Raw genomic sequence first — 16,608 nt, forward strand, 5'->3', positions numbered from 1 at the left:
GGGTGAAGGGCGCGTCGGCGCCCGTGGAAGGAAATCCCCTATGAACGGATACAACGGGTGGTGAGGACGGTCCCCGGCGGCACACGCCTCCCCTCGGCCGCGGCGGGTCCCCGGCCCGGCGACGACGAGGCGAAAGACAGCGGGCCGGAGCACGCCCCGGCGACGTATCCCGGCGTGAACGGCGACGAGCCGCGCGACGACGAGCCGAGCGACGCCCGGCTGATCGAGGCGTCGCTGCGCGCGCCCGAGCGGTTCGCCGGCGTCTTCGACCGGCACGCGGACGAGATCCACGCCTACGCCGGCCGCCGTCTCGGCCCCGAGCACGCCGACGACGTGACCGCGGAGACGTTCTTCGTGGCGTTCCGGAAGCGGCACCGCTACGACACGTCCCGGCCGGACGCCCGGCCCTGGTTGTACGGCATCGCGGGCAACCTCATCTCCGGGCACCGCCGGGCGGAGGTCCGCCGTCTGCGGGCACTGGCCCGCGCCCCGCACGACGCCGGCGAACGCGGCGCCCACGAGGAGGAGCGCGGAGCGGAGCGGGCGAGCGCCGCCGCGCTGCGGCCCGCGCTCGCGGCCGCCCTGGCGCGGCTCTCTTCCGCCGAACGCGACCTGCTCCTGCTGGTCGCGTGGGCCGACCTCTCCTACGAGGAGGCGGCCGAGGCGCTGCGGATCCCCATCGGCACGGTGCGCTCGCGCCTCCACCGCGTACGCGCGAAGCTGCGCCGCCATCTCGATCTTCCCCAGGAGGACTGACCGTGATCGACGAGATCGACCTGGTGGCCCGTGAGCGGCCGCAGGCGCCCCCCTACTCCCTGGCCGCCAAGGCGGCCGTACGGCGGCGGCTGACCGGCCCGGGCAGGCCGCCGGTCCGCCCGCGCCCGTACGCGCTCCTGATGGGCGGGGCCGCGCTGCTCGCCGGGGCGGGCGTCGTCGCCGTCGCCGCCACCGGGCCCGGCCGGCCCGCCCCCCCGACCCGGGCCGGCGAGGTGGTCGTGACCCTGCCGAAGCTGTCGGCCATGTCGGCGGAGGAGGTGCTGGGCAGGGCGGCCCGCGCCGTGACCGACCTGTCCCCGCGCGACGACCAGTTCGTCAAGGTCGGCTCGCAGACGATGTACGAAGCCTCCATAGTCGGCGAGAACGAGAAGGAGTCCCGCTACCTCTACCGGACGAAGCGGACGATCTGGCTGTCCGCCGACGGCACCAGGGACGGCGCGCTCAAGATCGAACATCTGGAGCCCCGCGCCTATCCGGGGTGGCCGATCCCCCCGGAGGCGTACCGGGAGAAGGGCACGGAGTGGCTGGGGCTACCGGCCTGTGACAAGGTGAGCGACACCGCCTACACCATGTTGCAGAAGCTGCCCTCGGACCCGGAGAAGATGCGGTCCCACCTGTACGCCCGGCCGCACGGCGACCTCCCGTCCGACGCGGGGGCGTGGACGGCCGTGGGCGACCTGCTGCGGGAGACGTACGTGCCGGCGCCGCAGCGGGCGGCGCTGTTCAAGGCCGCCGCGACGATCCCCGGGGTCACGGTCAGCGAGGACGTGGAGGACGCGGCGGGCCGGACCGGCATCGGCGTCGGCCGGGTCTCCCGCGGCGTGCGCGAGGAGATCATCTTCGACCCGGCCACGTACGAGCTGCTCGGCGAGCGCGGCGTCGTGGTGGACGCGCGGGAGGCCAGAGCGCCCGTGGGCAGCCTGGTGGCCTCCACCGCCCAGCTGGAGGTCACGGTCGACGACGCCGCGCCCGAGGTGAAGGACCCTCACGGCGGCTGCCTCTGATCCCCGCCCGCGGAGCCGGCCGAACGCCCGGCGGGCTCCGCGGGCGCGAATTGTCGGTGGTGATCTCTAGCCTCCGGCACATGACAAACGCGACGCAGGCGTACAGCTACGCCGCGCCTTCGATGCTGGTGGACGGACGTCTCGGGCTGTCGACGTCCGGCGGCAGGGCCCTGAGCGGCCCGGCCCTCGCGCCCAGGTTCTTCAGCGGGGTGGTGACCCAGGCGGCGCCCGCGGCGGCGGCCCTGCTGGGCGTGGCCGACGTGGCCCTCACCCGCTATCACCAGCCGCGTCCGGGATGGACGCGCGACCCGGTCGTCACGTGCGGCGGCGACCGGCTGCGCTTCGAGTCGTTCTCCGCCTGCGGCGGCGTGTACGCCCGGCTCGACCTGCTGGGCGGCGCCCTCGACGGCGAGGTGTTCGACCGGGGGACGACCAACGTCGACGTCAACGGCCCGCTGCGGGAGGCGCTGGCCCGGGTGGGCGCGCGCGACCCGCTGCACCTCGGGGTCGGCGCCGACGAGCTCACCGTGACCACGCTGGACGGCGCGGTGGTGGAGAAGAAGGTTCCGCTGCCGGAGCGGTGGCTGCGGGGCTTCGCCGAGGTGCAGGTGATCGCGGCGCGCATGGACCTTCGGGCCGAACTCCAGGGGATGAGCGCGGTGCGGTTCCTGCGGTCCCTGCCCAAGCGGGCGGCGGCCGACCTGTGGGTCGCGCCCGCGGGCCGCGACCTGCGGGTCACCGACCGGCCCAGCCCGGGAGCGGTGTGCCTGTCCGGCGTCGGCCGCCTGGCGACGCTGCTGCCCCTGCTCCGCTTCGTCAGAAGCCTCAAGGTCTACGGCCCGGCCGCGCCCGGCGGCCCGGCGTCGAGCGCGTGGGAGCTGGAGCTGCCCGGAATGCGTTACACGCTGGTCCTGTCTCCGGAGCGCTGGCGCGGCTTCTCCGGCGAGGGCGCGGTGCTGGCCGACCTCGCCACCGACGAGGCCGAGGCCGACGCCGACGTGGTGGGCATGCTGCTCAACTTCGAACCCGAGGTGGAGATCGGCCTGCTCGCCGACCGCGCCGGGCTGTCCACCACACGCGTGCGGGCCGCCCTCACCCAGCTCGGCACGGCCGGGCGAGTCGGCTACGACCTGAACGAGGCGGCGCACTTCCACCGCGAACTGCCCTACGACAGGGAGCACGTGCAGCACCTCAACCCGCGGCTGACGTCCGCGCGGGCGCTGGCCGAGGCCGGCGCCGTGGAGATCGCGGGCGACACGGCGCGCGTACGGACCGACGGCGGGGTGCGGGAGGTCGGCCTGACCGACGGCTCGTGCACCTGCCCCTGGTGGTGGGACCACCGCGGCTCACGCGGGCCGTGCAAGCACGTGCTCGCGGCCAGGATCGTCGCGAGGACCACGCTTGGACCATCCAGCGTGGAGACCGGCGTGGAGACGGCCCGATGAGCGCCTGGCAGGAGGTGCGCGACCTCGTCGCCGCGCGTGAGACGAAGACGCTGGCCGACTGCGTGATCGCGCTCACCGAGGCCGAGCGCGCCGAGGTGGCGAGACGGTTGCCGGGCCTCCTCAAGGAGATGCGGGACACCGCCACACGGATGACCCATGGGAGCCGAGGGGTTCACGACCTCGACGAGGACTGGTGGACCGCCTGGGAGCGCCGCCGGACCGTGCGGGGCGCCCTCGCCGAGTTGGGCGCGCCGCTGCGGATCGCGGGCGCGGGGACGATCTCCGGGCCCGCCGCCGCGGCGGCCTGGCTGACCCGCCGCGAGCTCTACCCGGAGTGGGGGCCCGCCCCGGACCCGGCCGAGGTGGTCCGCGTGCTGGTCACCCGTCCGGCCGGCTGGCAGGCCGACGTGGCGGCCCGGCTCGCCGGGAAGATCCGCAGGGCGGACGACGTCCGGATCGCCCCGCTGGTGCTCGCGCTGCTGCGGGCCTCCGGCGTGACGCCGCCCGCGCACGACCCGCTCGTGGTCGCGTGGCTGACCGGCCCGGCGGCGGACGACGATCCGCTGCTCGGCCCGCTGTTGCCGCTGATCTTCGAGGCCGAGGGCGCGGGCCGAGCCCTGCGCGAGGAACGGCTCACGCCCTCGCCCACCCCCTGGCTCTCCCTGATCGGGCGGCTCCTGCGTACCGGACGCGTGTCGCGGGCGGAGCTCCTGGACGGCTGCGTGAGCCGGTTCCTGCGCGGCGGTGACGCCGCGGACCTGCGCTTCTTCGTGCGCCTGCACGAACTGGTCGAACCGGCGCCGCAGGAGGCGGCCGGACGGGTCCGGGACTATCTGCGACTGCTCCCCGCCGCCCCCGGCCCGGTCGCCGAGCTGGCCCTGACCCAGGTCGACCGCACCGGCCCCCACGACGACGCCGACGTCCAGGAGGCGATCGAGGCGCTGACCTTCAGGCCCGAGGCCAAGCTGGCCCGCGCCGGCCTGAGCCGGCTGGACCAGGAGGTGCGGCGGAGGCCCACCCGCGCCGGCGAACTGGCTCCCGCGCTCGTCACGGCGTTGGCGCACACTTCCGACGACGTACGGCGGCGAGCCGTCCGGATCGCGCTCAGACACGCCGCCGCGTTCCGCGCGGGGGCGAAGTCGATCGCCGACGCGGTACCGCTGCTGCCCGCCGATCTCGGCCGGGAACTCGCCGCGGTGTTCGGGGGCGACGTCACGGCCGAGGGGACGCCGGAGCCGTTCACTCCCGCTCCGCTGCCCGTCCTCCCCGAGCCCGGCCCGTTCCCCGCACCGTCGGTGGATCACACCACGTGGGATCTTCGCGAGTGGGTGGCGCGTGAGCAGTGGCTCGCCGGCTTCGTCGAGCGGGCGGGCCGGGACCGCGCGGCTCTGCGCGCGACGCTCGCCCCGGTCTTCCAGGACTTCTCTCCCCACCTGTACGACATGGAGAGCTGGCTCGATCCGGACGCCTGGATCGCCGCCCTGGCGAAGGAGGTGATCGCTCCCGGTACCGATCCCGGCGTGCCCGATCCCGAACCCGCCGGGCTGGGGCTCCTTGTGGGCATCACGTACTCGGCCCTCCGGCGGCTGTTCGGCGAGCCGGAGAGACCGGACCCCGCGGTGGACCTCCGCCGGCGGAGCCGGCTGCCGGAACCCGCGCACGTCTCCCCGCCGCACATGTTCCTGCTGCACCGGCTCGACGAGATCTACCAGGCGCTGAGAGAAGGGACGCTGCCACCCGTCCTGCTCGCGACGCCGACGGTGATGACCGGGCACCTGGACCCCCGCGTGCTGGTGGACCGGCTGGAGCTGTGCGCCGCCGCGGGCGTGGAACCGCTGCCGGCGGACCTGCAGCAGGCGCTGCTGCGGCTGCCGAGGGGAACCCATCCCTTCTCCGCCGAACGCGCCGCGCACGTGCGATCACAGGCGGCCCCGGCCGTCGCCGCCTGGCTCGCCCAGGGCGGCCTGCCCGATCCCGAGGCGGGGCTGAAGTGGGGCTACATCGAGAACGCGCACGAGTACCTGTTCGAGGAGCGTGACCCGGGACACGCCGAGCAGGTGCGGCTGGTGCCGGTGCTGCGAGCGGAGCCGACCGGGCACCACCTCATCGACGAACTGCTGCGCGAGCCGTCGAAGTGGCGCTGGGACGATCACGGCCACGTCATGGCCTCGTGGCCGTCGATCCTCCCGTCGCATCGCGAGGTCGTCTCCGTCAACTTTCTGCCCCACCTGCTCCACCAGTGGAACCACCCTGGGGTGTATCCGGCGTACCTGGAGGCGGTGGCGGACGCCGACGGCCCGCTCGGGGAGGCGACCGCGCTCATCATGGCCTACTTCCTGGCCGATCGCCGCCCCGACCCGGTTCCGGTGCTGCTGCGGATGACGAGCCGGGGAGACCTGCCCGCCGAGGCGATCGGCCGTCAGCTCGCGCTGCTGCTGCGCCGCACCTGGTTCGAGACCCGGCCGGTGCTGGCGTCCCTGCGGGAGGCCGCGCATCAGGGAGCGCACGAGCAGGTGTGGGAGATCCTGCGGGCCCTGCTGCCGGATCTGCTGCCCTCCGCCGGAGAGCGGCCGAACGTCACCCAGACCGAGGCGGTGGCGCTCGCCGCCGACGTGGCGGCCTGGGTGGGCGCCCGCGGCGAAATCCCGGCCGTTTCGGCGCACGCCCCCACGGGCCGGCCGAGCCGCCGAAGCCGCTTCGCCCGCGAATGCGCCCGCCTGTGCGACCAGCTCGCAGGATGACACGCGGCAGCGCCGGCCGGGAAGGCGTCTACCGGTGAGCCGGGCGGGTCACTTGCACTGTTCGAGCATCGCGTCCTTGTCGGCGGAGGTCACCGGCAGGTCGTACTTGAGGGCGACCTGGGCGAACCGCACGGCGTAGGAGCAGCGGATGTCGCGGCGGGGCGGCAGCCAGGTGGCCGGGCCGGAGTCGCCCTTGGAGCTGTTGGTGGAGCCGTCCACGGGCATGAGGTTGAGCGGGTCGTTGGCGATCTGCTTGCGCTTGCTCTCGCTCCACCGCGACGCGCCCATCTGCCAGTCGTACGACAAGGGCATGACGTGGTCGATCTGGACCTTCGCGGCGTCCGACTTGCTCCAGTCGATCTTCTTGCCGGTGTACGGGTCGTACAGCTTCATGGTGACGATGACGCAGTTCGACCCGCCGCGGTACTCGACGCCGTCGCCGTCCCGCTTGAGCATGTCGTTGCGGGTGTCGCAGCCGTTGCGCCCCCAGGGGATGCCGTCCACGTTGTCGGCCCAGGCGTAGCCGAACTTGTCCCGGTCGTAGCCGGTCTTCGCGCCGCGGCCCTTCGTCGCCACCTTGCCGATGAGGTCACGGGCCTTCGCCCGGTCCTTGTCCTCGGTGAGGGCCTTCAGCCCGGGCCCGGTGCCGTCGGGGTTGTCGAGCGGGTTGACGCCGTGATCCTCGCCAGAGCCACTGCTCCCGCCACCGCTCTGACCGGCGGGCTCCGCGGCGAGATCGCCTATCCGCCCGCATCCCGTCAGCAACATCACAGCCGCTGCGGCAGCGGCGACCAATCGGGTACCTCGCCCGCTCAAAGCTACCCCTAGGTAGAGAAATATCTGGAATATCCCCCTCAGATATAGCAAAGCGTAAAAAGTTGGCAAAGGAGGCGCGCCCGGAGATCTACAAGGGGCGGCCACGGTGGGCCGCTCACGGCCGCCTGGAAGGGCGGGTAGGGGTCGCCGCGGCGAGTCCGGCACGCCGGAGACGGAACGACGAAGGGCGTGGCACAGTGCCACGCCCTTCGCTCAGGTTCCGGGAATCAGACGGGGATCCAGTCCTGCCAGACGATCTTGTTGGCCTCGACCCACTTCCGGGCGGCGTTCTCGGCGCTCATCTTGTTCTCGGCCATGTCGAACGCGACGGAGTTCTGGTCGTCGTTGGTCCAGACGAAGTTCTTGATCAGTTCGTACGCCTTGCCGCCGTTCCTGGCGAACTTCACGCTGACGATCTTGTCCAGCAGGTACGGCGGGTAGTCGCACTTGACCGTCTTGGGGTCGGCGTCGCACCCGATCGCGTACGGAGGAAGGCTGATCTTGACGAGCTTGAGCTGGTTGAACAGCCACTGGGGCTCGTAGAAGTACATGAGCAGCGGGGTCTCGTTCTCGGTGGCCTTGCGGGCCGCCGCGATCAGGGCGTCCTCGCTGCCGGAGTAGACCACCTTGTACGGCAGGTGCAGGTTCCTGATCAGCGCCTCGTCGTTGGTCACGAAGGACTTGTCACCGGCCAGGTACTGCCCCAGGCCGCCGCTCTTGTCGGTCTTGAACAGGTCCTTGTACTTGACCAGGTTGTGCCAGTCGGTGATGTCCGGGTACTTCTTGACCATCCACTCGGGGACATACCACCCGAGGACGCCCTTGTTGCCGTTCTCCCCCGCGGTGACGGCGACCTTCTTCTGCTCGATGAACTCCTTCTTCAGCTCCGGGTGGGCCCAGTTCTCCAGGACCACGTCGACCGTGCCCTTCTCGAAGCCCTTCCAGGAGTCCGCCTCGCCGCTCTCGATCTTCTCCACCTTGTAACCGAGCTCGTGCTCCAGCAGGTAGGCGACCACCGCCGCGCTGGCCTCGTAGCCGATCCAGGGGTTGATCGCCAACTTCACCGTCTTCGTGCCGCCCGCCGCTCCCGCTCCGGCGGCGTCCGAACTCCCACTCGGGCTCCCGCCGCTGCAGGCGGTCATGACCAGCGCGAGCGACAGCACACCGGTAAGGAGACGGATCCTCATATCTGACCTCATCTGATGTCGTACGGGCGGCGACCGCGAGCGGTGAGGCCGCGGCGACACCGGGAGAGTATTCCACAACGGGCCGGATGGGCCGCGATCTCCGCGGATCGCGGCCGGGAAGGGCTCCCCGCGCCCCGTACGGACGGGGCGCGGGAGGCGACCCTCAGGTGCTCAGGTCACTTGGGCATCCAGGCCTGCCACTTGGCCGTGTTGGCCTCGACCCACTTCTTGGCGGCGTCCTCGGCGGACATGCCGTTGTTGGTCATGTCGTCGGCGACCGCGTTCTGGTCGTCGTTCGTCCACTGGAAGTTCTTGACGAGGTCGTACGCCTTGCCGCCGGTGTCGGCGAACTTCTTGCTCACGATCTTGTCCAGGTCGTACGGCGGGTAGTCGCAGGCGACCTTCTTGGGGTCGCTGTCGCAGCCCTCCTCCCAGGCCGGGAGGTTGATCTTGACCAGCTTGACCTGGTTGAACAGCCACTGCGGCTCGTAGAAGTACATGAGCAGGGGCTTCTTCTGGTCGGTCGCCTGCTTGGCGGCCTTGATCAGCGCGGCCTCGCTGCCGGCGTACACGACCTTGTAGTCGAGCTTGAGGTTCTTGACCAGCGCCTCGTCGTTGGTGACGTAGGAGGGGTCGCCGTCGAGAAGCTGGCCCTTGCCGCCCGACTCCGAGGTCTTGAACAGGTCGGCGTACTTGTTCAGGTTCTTGTAGTCGGTGATGTCGGGGTACTTCTGCGCCATCCACTCGGGCACGTACCAGCCGATGACGCCCTTGTTGCCGGTGCTGCCCGCCTCGACGGCGATCTTCTTCTCCTCGATGTACTTCTTCTTGAGGTCGTCGTGACCCCAGTTCTCGAGGACGACGTCGACGTCACCCGACTCCATGCCCTGCCAGGACGGCTCCTCGGCGAGCGTCACCTTCTCGACCTTGTAGCCGAGCTCGTGCTCCAGCAGGTACGACACCACGGCGGCGTCGGCCTCGTAGCCCACCCAGGGGTTCACGGCGATCTTGACGGTGCCCGCCGCGGACGCGGCCGCCGAGCCCGCCGCGCTCGCGCTCGGGGCGGCTTTCGAGTCGTCCTCTACCTTGGCGCCTCCGCAGGCGGTCGCGGCGAGGCCGAGAGCGATGACCCCTGCGATCAGGCGTAGCTTCTTCATGCGTTCCTCTTCTTGTGGGGAGAGCGGCGCCCGTTGGCGCCTTGCGTGATCCGGTCGAGCATCACGCCGAGGAGGACCAGGGCGACGCCGGCGGCGAAGCCTTTGCCGTAGTCCTCCTGCTGGGCGATTCCGGCCACGACGTCGTATCCGAGGGCGCCCGCGCCGACGAGCGCACCGATCACCACCATCGCCAGCGTCATGACGATTCCCTGGTTCGCCGCGAGCAGCAGCGAGCTGCGCGCCATCGGCAGCTGGACCTTCCACAGCAGCTGCCGGTCGGTGGAGCCCGCCGACCTGGCCGCCTCGATCACGGTGGCGGGCACCGCCCGCAGGCCGTCCTCGACGAGGCGGGCGACCACCGGCACCGCGTAGATGAGCGAGGCCACGATCGCGGTGAAGCGGCCGTTGCCGAACAGCGCCACGGCCGGCAGCAGGTAGGAGAACGACGGCATCGTCTGCGCGGCGTCCAGGACGGGCCGCAGCCCGGCGGCGAACCACCGGGACCTCGCCGCCGCCACGCCGAGCGCGAGCCCCACCGCGATCGTGATCAGCGAGGCGACCAGCACGATCGTCAGCGTCTCCATGCCGTGCTCCCACAGGTGCAGCGCGGCGACGCCCACCAGGCAGGCCGCGGCGACCAGACCGGCCGCGGGACCGCTCACCCGCCAGGCGAACGCCAGCACCGCCACCGTCACCAGCCACCAGGGAGCGCTGGTCAGCACGTCCTGCAGCGGGTTGAGCAGTCCGTACGCCACCGTGTCGTTGAGGAAGCCGGTGAAGACGTACCAGTGCGCCTCGATCCAGCCGACCACGTCGTTGATGGGCCGGACGACCTGCACCTGCCACTGCTCGGGGAACTCCGGCGCGAGCACCGGGGTCAGGGCGATCCCGGCGGCGGTCAGGACGGCGAGGCCACCCCAGCGGACCGCCCTCGCCCGGCGCCCGCCCTCGCGCCGCCGCGCCGCCGCCCTGGTCACCCGGTCGAGCACGATGGCGATCAGCACGATCGCGACACCAGGCACCAGCGCGGCGCCCACGTTGACCCGCGCGAGCGCCCGGATCAGGTCGACGCCGAGCCCGGGCGCCGCGATCAGCGCGACGAGCGGCACCATCGACAGCGCGGCGGCGATCGTCTGGTTGACGCCCAGCATGATCGTGTTCAGCGCCAGCGGCAGGCGCACCTTCATGAGCGTCTGCCTGCCGGTGGCGCCGAGCGACTCCGACGCCTCCACCGTGACACCGGGCACCCGCTGGACGGCCAGCGCGGTGATCCTGATCGCCGGCGGCATCGCGTAGATCATCGTGGCGATCGTCGCGGACGCCGGCCCGATCAGGAACAGCAGCAGGATCGGGGACAGGTAGGAGAAGGTCGGCATGATCTGCATCACGTCGAGCACCGGGGTGACGATCCGGCGGACGCGACCCGAGCGGCCGGCCCAGATCCCCAGGGGGATGCCGATCAGCAGCGACAGCGCCACCGCCGACAGCGTCAGCGCGAGCGTGTCGACGCTCGCCTCCCAGAAGCCGAGCACGCCGACGCCGGCGAAGCCCGCCGCCGCGACGAGCGCGATCCGCCACCCGCCGGCCAGCCAGCCGAGACCGGCGGCGAGACCGATGAGCCCGGGCCAGCCCAGCGCGACCAGCCCGCCCTGGACCAGCGTGTACAGCTCCGCCACGCCCAGCCGGATGTAGTTGACGAGATACAGGAAGATCGGGCTGCTGTTGCGGTTGGCGTCCACCCAGTCACGGGCGTCGTTGAGCCAGTGGAACAGGGCGGCGTCGTCGTCGTGCGGCAGCACGGCCGTGCCGCGGAAGGCCGCGTAGAGCGCCACCACCGCGACCACTCCCGCGGCGGGCGCGGCCCATCGCACGAGGCGCCGGACCCGCGCCGGACCGGGCACGGGCGGCGCGGGGGGCGCCGCCGTCCGCACAGGTGCGCTCACCACTACGCCTCCCCGCTCACGCCCGCGGAGACCTGCGGGGCCTCGGTCCTGGGCCGCACCGCGCCGAGGATGTCGACCCGGCTCACCACGCCGACCAGCTCGCCGCCGTCGACGACGCGGATCGGCCGGTCCGACCCCATCGCGGCCGGAACCGCGTCGTGGATGACGGTGCCGGCGGGAAGCTCGGGACCGTCGAGCGGCTCGCCCGGCTCGGGGTCGCGGCAGATCCAGCGCAGCGACAGCACCTGGGCCCGGGGGACGTCCCGCACGAAGTCGGCCACGTAGTCGTCCGCGGGCGCCCCCACCAGTTCCTCGGGAGTGCCGACCTGCACGATCGCGCCGGCCCGCATGATGGCGATGCGCTCGCCCAGCTTCAGGGCCTCGGACAGGTCGTGGGTGATGAAGACCATGGTCTTGCCGACCTCGCGGTGCAGCCGGACGACCTCGGCCTGCATGTCGCGCCGGATCAGCGGGTCGAGCGCGCTGAACGGCTCGTCGAACAGCAGCACCTCCGGATCGACGGCCAGCGCGCGGGCCAGGCCGACGCGCTGCTGCATGCCGCCGGAGAGCTGCTCGGGATAGGAGTCCTCGTGCCCCTCCAGCCCGACCAGCGACAGGATCCGGCCGGCCTTCTCGTGCCGCTCGGCCTTCCCCATGCCCTGGATCTCCAGGCCGTACGCGACGTTGTCCACGACCCTGCGGTGCGGCAGGAGCCCGAAGTGCTGGAAGACCATGCTCACCCGGTGGCGGCGCAGATCCCGCAGTTGCCTGGCCGACATGGCGCACACGTCCTGGCCGTCGATCCGCAGCTCGCCCGCCGTCGGCTCGATCAGCCGGGTGAGACAGCGTACGAGCGTCGACTTGCCGCTGCCCGACAGGCCCATGACGACGAAGACCTCACCCGGCCGCACCTGGAAGCTGACGTCCCTGACGGCGGCGGTGCAGCCCGTCTTCGCCCGCAGCTGCGCGGGTTCGAGATCGGCGTCGGGGCTGCCGATGATCCTGCCGGCCTTGGGACCGAAGATCTTCCAGAGCCCGCGAACCTCGATCGCGGCTGTGCCCACTGTGACTTCCCCTCACTTCGCGGTCGCCCGCGAGGCGGCGTGGACGCCCGGAAACGCCACAGCACGGCGCGGAGGCTGCCGCTCGCACGCCGTGGATGAAGAGCGGGGGGCCAACGACTCCTCAGGGCACACGCACAGGCGTTGCGCAACTCGCAACACGGATCCTGTTTGACAACAGGACTGAGGCTAGGCCCCAATCGCCCCACTTATGGGGAAAAATGCCTTCTGCTCGCCATATCGTGACCGTCCGGTGATCTTTACAATCACCGGACGTTCCGGGCGGTGAAGACATAGCAGCGCGCGGTGAGAACGCGGCGGCACGGAGGAGAACCAGGCGGCGCGGGTGGAAGTGCCCGGACGCACGGCACGGCCGCGCCCACGAGGGCGCGGCCGTGCCGGTGAGCGGGATGTCAGAGGCCGTACTCCTTGGAGATCCGCTCGTGCCGCTCGGCCTCGATGCCGACCTCGCGGGCGAGGTCGAGCCAGGCCAGCGGGTGGGACCACTGCTCGGTGACGTCGTCCAGGACGGCGTCCAGATCCGCCGGCCGTACGGCGGGCGGGATCGCGATCCAGCCGAACACGCCGGGAAGCTGCTCGCCGCTGGCCGGGTGGGTGACGCGGTAGTTCTCGTCGCTGTAGACCCACATCGGCCAGCCGCGCTCGGCCAGGACCTCGTTGAACTCGGTCCACTCGTCCTCCGTCGGCGCGGCGCCGTCGAAGAACCAGCTCGTGTAGCCGCCGGGACGCAGCATCGTCACCCCGGCGAAGGGGATCACGAAGCTCTCCCGCTCCTCCTCGCCCTCCGGGATCGGCTCCAGCGGCCGGGGGTCGATCACGACCACGTCGCCCGCGTTGTACTCCATGCCCCGCGGCTGCGGGATCGCGAGGCGGGCGGTGGCCGGGCCGGTCCGTACGGCGAGGACCTCCCGCTGGCTGCCGTCGGGGGCCGGGAGGATCACCCGGACGAGGTGCCACTCCTCCTCGATCGGGCCCTCGCCCGGCTCGATCGGCATGCCGAGTCCGGTCGCGGCGGCCCGTACGGTCGCCCAGTCCTCCACGGCGGTGGACATGACGATGACCCGCCAGACGTCCTCCTCCTCGGCCTCGCCCGTCTCCAGCAGCGGCTTGAGGATCTCGGCCGCCTTGGCGTTGTCGCCGAGCTGCTGGACGGCGCCCGACCACAGGCGGCGCGCCTCCAGCCCGCCGCCGTTGGCGACGGCCAGCTCCGCCTCGGCCGCCGTCTCCTCCCACCGCTCCCGCGCGCGGTGGAGCCGGGCGAGCGCGAGGTGGGAGGCGGTCTCCGGGAGCCGGGCCGCGAGGCTCTCCACCCGCTCGTCCTGATGGGCCTCGATCAGCAGGCCGGTGAGGTAGGCGAGGTCCTCCTCGCCCGCGGCGGCCGGGTCGCCGTCCTCGGCGACCGCCTTCCAGTAGATGTCGGCGCCCACCCCTGGGTAGCCGAGGAACCCGAGGGTGGTGGTGTGCCGACGGGTGGCCTCCAGGTCGGTGCCCGACAGCGGCCACAGCCAGCCCACCCACCGCTCGGGGTCGGCCGTGCTGCCGTCGGCGGCGTCGAAGTAGGCCACCAGCTCGTCGCGGGGGCCGGGGGCCGGGGCCTCCGCGGCGGCGCCGGCCGCCGCGCGCAGCTCGGCCACCCGATCCGCCAGGCCCTCGGTCGCGCGGAGGCCGGCGAGGGCCGCCTCCGCCTCGTCCGCGAGCAGGCGGGCCTGCCACAGGCCCTGCCGCGCGACGGCCAGGTGCCCGGCGGTGAGAGCGAGCTCGAAGCGGGCGCGGTGGCCGCCCATCGTCTCGAAGTACGTCATCCACTGGCGCAGGATGCGGCCGAGCTGCCAGCTGTTGGCGATCGAGCCGCCGCCCGTGACCAGCATGCGGACGGTGTGCGCCCACTCGACCCACTCCCGCGGGTGGTCCCCCACCACGTCGAGGTCGGGCAGGGCCTCCACAGCCTCCTGCGTACGGCCGAGCGTGGCCAGCACCAGCGACCGGAGCAGGGCCTCACGGCGGCCCTTCGCGACCGGGTCGTCGGGCTTGAAGCCGGTCGAGGCGTCCAGCGCGGTCAGGGCGTCGTCGGGACGTCCGGCGGCGAGCAGCGCGCGCACGGAGGCGGCGCCCAGCTCCCAGCTCGCCTCGCGCCCGGCCCCGCGCAGCCGCTCGACGGCCGCCTCCGCGTACGTGACGCCCTCGGCCGCCTGACCGGCGTCGACGAGCGCCGCGACGTACTGCGTGACCAGGCCGGAGAAGGCGAGCGAGTCGGGGCCCACGCCGTCGAGGGCGGCGCCGAGCGAGCTCAGCCGGGTGGCGGCGTAGCCGGGACCGTCGGTGTTGGCCTGGGTGATGGCCAGGACCTCCACTCCGCCGGGGGCGGCGGGGCAGTCGCTGACGTCGCCCCGCTCCGCGAACTCCGCCAGCGAGGCGGCGTCGTCGAGCGCGACCCCGCCCATGGCGCGGTCGCCCACCCGCCCCAGCAGGTGCCAGTAGCGGGCGAAGAGCTCCAGCCACGGCTTCTCAAGGGACTCGGCGTGCTGCGTGATGGCCGGCGCCACGACGTCCAACTGGGCGAATCGGCCCTCGAGCGCCTGCGCGGGCACGTCGCCCAGCGCCATGGCGAGCCCCGTGTTGCCCGCCTCGTGCAGTTCACGCTGGGTGCCGCCGACCCAGGCCCAGATGTCCACGTCCATGGGCAGCCAGTCTGCCAGGTCGCCGACCATGACCCAAACAGCGCGCCGACCCGAACAGCACGCCGACCCGAACAACGCGGCGACCCGAGCAGCACGCCGCCGGGCTCGGCTTCCGCCTCAGCGGGTGAGAGCCACCTGGGAGGCCTCCCCGAGCAGCCCGGTGAGCTCGGCCAGCTCCGCGGGGCCGAGCACGGAGAAGGCGCGGGCGAGCAGGTCGTCGGTGAGCTCCTCCGCCCTGGCCCTGCGCTCGGCCGCCTCCGGCGAGGGCTCCGGGTACGGCCCGGGCCACCCGAGGAACCGGGCGAAGCCGGCCGTGCTGTCGTACGAGACGGGCGCCCCGACACCGTCCCCGCCGACGAGCGTGGCGTCCAGCGGGCCCACACCGCAGGTCACCACGGCCACCGCGTGCAGGGCGCCGCGCAGTTCCCGTACGACGTGGAGCAGGTGGGCCGTCAGCGCCGGCCCGCCGTCCGGGCGGGGCATGGCCCGCCACCCGGCGAACAGCGGGGCGCAGAAGGGGTCGGAGCGGTCCGCGACGACGGCGAGGAGCTCCGACAGCCGGTCGGCGTCCCGCAGCCCGGCGAGCCTGCGCCGCCCCCAGTCGTGGCAGGCGGAGGCGTAGAGCGCGGCGGCCTCCTCGGCCGGGAGCTTGCGCCCGCCCTCCCACGACTCGCGGACGTGTCCGGCGTGGAAGAAGACGACCGCGGCGACCACGACGTCCGCGTCCACCTCGCCGAGGACCCCGCACCTGCCCCGGAAGTACATCTCACGGCCGCCGAGGCCGTGCCGCTCGCACAGCGCCTTGACCTCTCGCGAGAGCATGAAGCCCCCGCCGAGACGCCCGATCGCCGCCTTCGTCCGCACCACCGCGTCACGCGGATCCATCCACCCTCCCAGGTTCGGATCTGAGACTCAGAGTGAAGGATCAGAACAACCTTCCGCAAGCGTCCGGAACGATCAGAGGGCGGCCGGCCACTCGCCCGAGGCGACGAGGACGGCGGGGCCGGCCAGGTGGCTCGTGTCCTCGGTGAGCGTGACGGTCACCGTGCCGCCGAGCACCCGGACCTCCCAGGTCCCGGTCGTCTCGCCGGCCGCGCGGGCGGCCGCGACGGCCGTCGCGACGGCGCCGGTGCCGCACGAGCGCGTCTCCCCCGACCCCCGCTCGTGCACGCGCATGGACACCGTACGGCCGCCCACGGCGTTGAAGAGCTCGACGTTGACGCCCTCCGGGTAGACCTCCCGGTCGAACTCGGGCTCCCGGCCGAGGTCGAGCCCCGACACCGGCTCCTCGACCAGGCACGCGAGGTGGGGGTTGCCCATGTTCACGTTGACGCCGCGATACTCGCGCCCGCCGACGACCGCGCGGCTCTCCCCCAGCACCCGGGGCCTGCCCATGTCGGTGGAGACGTCGCCCGACACGCCGAGCCGTACGCGCTTGACCCCTCCGCGGGTCGCGACGGCGAACTCGCCGGGCGCCGCGAGGCCCGCGTCCACCAGGTAGCGGGCGAAGACCCGGAGGCCGTTGCCGCACATCTCGGCGATGCTGCCGTCGGCGTTGCGGTAGTCCATGAACCACTCGGCCTCATCGGACTGCTCGGCCGCCTCCGGGCACAGCTTGGCGCGGACGACACGCAGCACGCCGTCCGCCCCGATGCCCGTACGCCGGTGGCACAGCGCCGCGACCTGCGGGGCGGTCAGGTCGAGCCGGGCGTCCGGGTCCGGCAGGATGACGAAGTCGTTCTCGGTGCCGTGTCCCTTCACAAACCGCATGCGGTGAG

12 protein-coding genes are annotated in these 16,608 nt (G+C 72.7%); 4 read left to right on the plus strand and 8 right to left on the minus strand.

The window, feature by feature from the left end; genetic code table 11:
* Nucleotides 1–57 precede the first annotated feature (57 nt).
* The 4 genes from FED44_RS18250 to FED44_RS18265 all read left to right on the plus strand — a co-directional run bounded on the left by FED44_RS18250 (nucleotide 58) and on the right by FED44_RS18265 (nucleotide 5,967).
* Entirely contained in the window at nucleotides 58–756 is a 699-nt protein-coding gene (locus FED44_RS18250; protein ID WP_316246877.1) for an RNA polymerase sigma factor, read from the plus strand.
* A gap of 2 nt (nucleotides 757–758) precedes the next feature.
* Nucleotides 759–1,781, plus strand: a complete 1,023-nt coding sequence (locus tag FED44_RS18255) for a CU044_5270 family protein (RefSeq protein WP_138461396.1) — start codon at nucleotides 759–761, stop codon at nucleotides 1,779–1,781.
* Between the two features lie 80 nt (nucleotides 1,782–1,861).
* Entirely contained in the window at nucleotides 1,862–3,226 is a 1,365-nt protein-coding gene (locus tag FED44_RS18260; RefSeq protein WP_138461397.1) for an SWIM zinc finger family protein, read from the plus strand.
* Nucleotides 3,223–5,967, plus strand: a complete 2,745-nt coding sequence (locus FED44_RS18265; protein WP_138461398.1) for a DUF6493 family protein — start codon at nucleotides 3,223–3,225, stop codon at nucleotides 5,965–5,967. Before FED44_RS18260 ends, FED44_RS18265 begins: the two co-directional genes overlap by 4 nt.
* Nucleotides 5,968–6,015: 48 nt before the next feature.
* On the opposite strand, the gene FED44_RS18270 is transcribed toward FED44_RS18265, so the two are convergent.
* The 8 genes from FED44_RS18270 to dapF form a co-directional block, all read right to left on the minus strand.
* Nucleotides 6,016–6,735 (minus strand): HNH endonuclease family protein, encoded by a 720-nt coding sequence (locus tag FED44_RS18270; protein ID WP_111699312.1) that lies wholly within the window; start codon nucleotides 6,733–6,735, stop codon nucleotides 6,016–6,018.
* A 275-nt stretch (nucleotides 6,736–7,010) separates the two neighbouring features.
* Entirely contained in the window at nucleotides 7,011–7,970 is a 960-nt protein-coding gene (locus FED44_RS18275) for an ABC transporter substrate-binding protein (RefSeq protein WP_208759042.1), read from the minus strand.
* 176 nt (nucleotides 7,971–8,146) lie between these two features.
* Nucleotides 8,147–9,127, minus strand: a complete 981-nt coding sequence (locus FED44_RS18280; RefSeq protein WP_111699314.1) for an ABC transporter substrate-binding protein — start codon at nucleotides 9,125–9,127, stop codon at nucleotides 8,147–8,149.
* Nucleotides 9,124–11,070 carry an ABC transporter permease gene (locus FED44_RS18285; protein ID WP_138461400.1) on the minus strand — a complete coding sequence of 649 codons (1,947 nt, stop codon included), beginning with the start codon at nucleotides 11,068–11,070 and terminating at the stop codon, nucleotides 9,124–9,126. The genes FED44_RS18280 and FED44_RS18285 overlap by 4 nt, the downstream gene beginning before the upstream one ends.
* 2 nt (nucleotides 11,071–11,072) lie before the next feature.
* A complete protein-coding gene (locus tag FED44_RS18290) occupies nucleotides 11,073–12,134 on the minus strand; it encodes a quaternary amine ABC transporter ATP-binding protein (RefSeq protein ID WP_111699315.1) in 1,062 nt (353 codons plus the stop codon).
* A 410-nt stretch (nucleotides 12,135–12,544) separates the two neighbouring features.
* The gene (locus FED44_RS18295; protein ID WP_244302043.1) at nucleotides 12,545–14,860 is read right to left on the minus strand and encodes a tetratricopeptide repeat protein; all 2,316 of its coding nucleotides are present in this window, start codon (nucleotides 14,858–14,860) and stop codon (nucleotides 12,545–12,547) included.
* Between the two features lie 87 nt (nucleotides 14,861–14,947).
* Entirely contained in the window at nucleotides 14,948–15,715 is a 768-nt protein-coding gene (locus tag FED44_RS18300; protein WP_138461401.1) for an SCO6745 family protein, read from the minus strand.
* 72 nt (nucleotides 15,716–15,787) lie between these two features.
* Nucleotides 15,788–16,600 carry a diaminopimelate epimerase gene (gene dapF / locus FED44_RS18305; RefSeq protein WP_138461402.1) on the minus strand — a complete coding sequence of 271 codons (813 nt, stop codon included), beginning with the start codon at nucleotides 16,598–16,600 and terminating at the stop codon, nucleotides 15,788–15,790.
* Nucleotides 16,601–16,608: the final 8 nt, after the last annotated feature.

This window comes from Microbispora triticiradicis (genome assembly GCF_005864065.1).
Lineage (GTDB): Bacteria > Actinomycetota > Actinomycetes > Streptosporangiales > Streptosporangiaceae > Microbispora > Microbispora triticiradicis.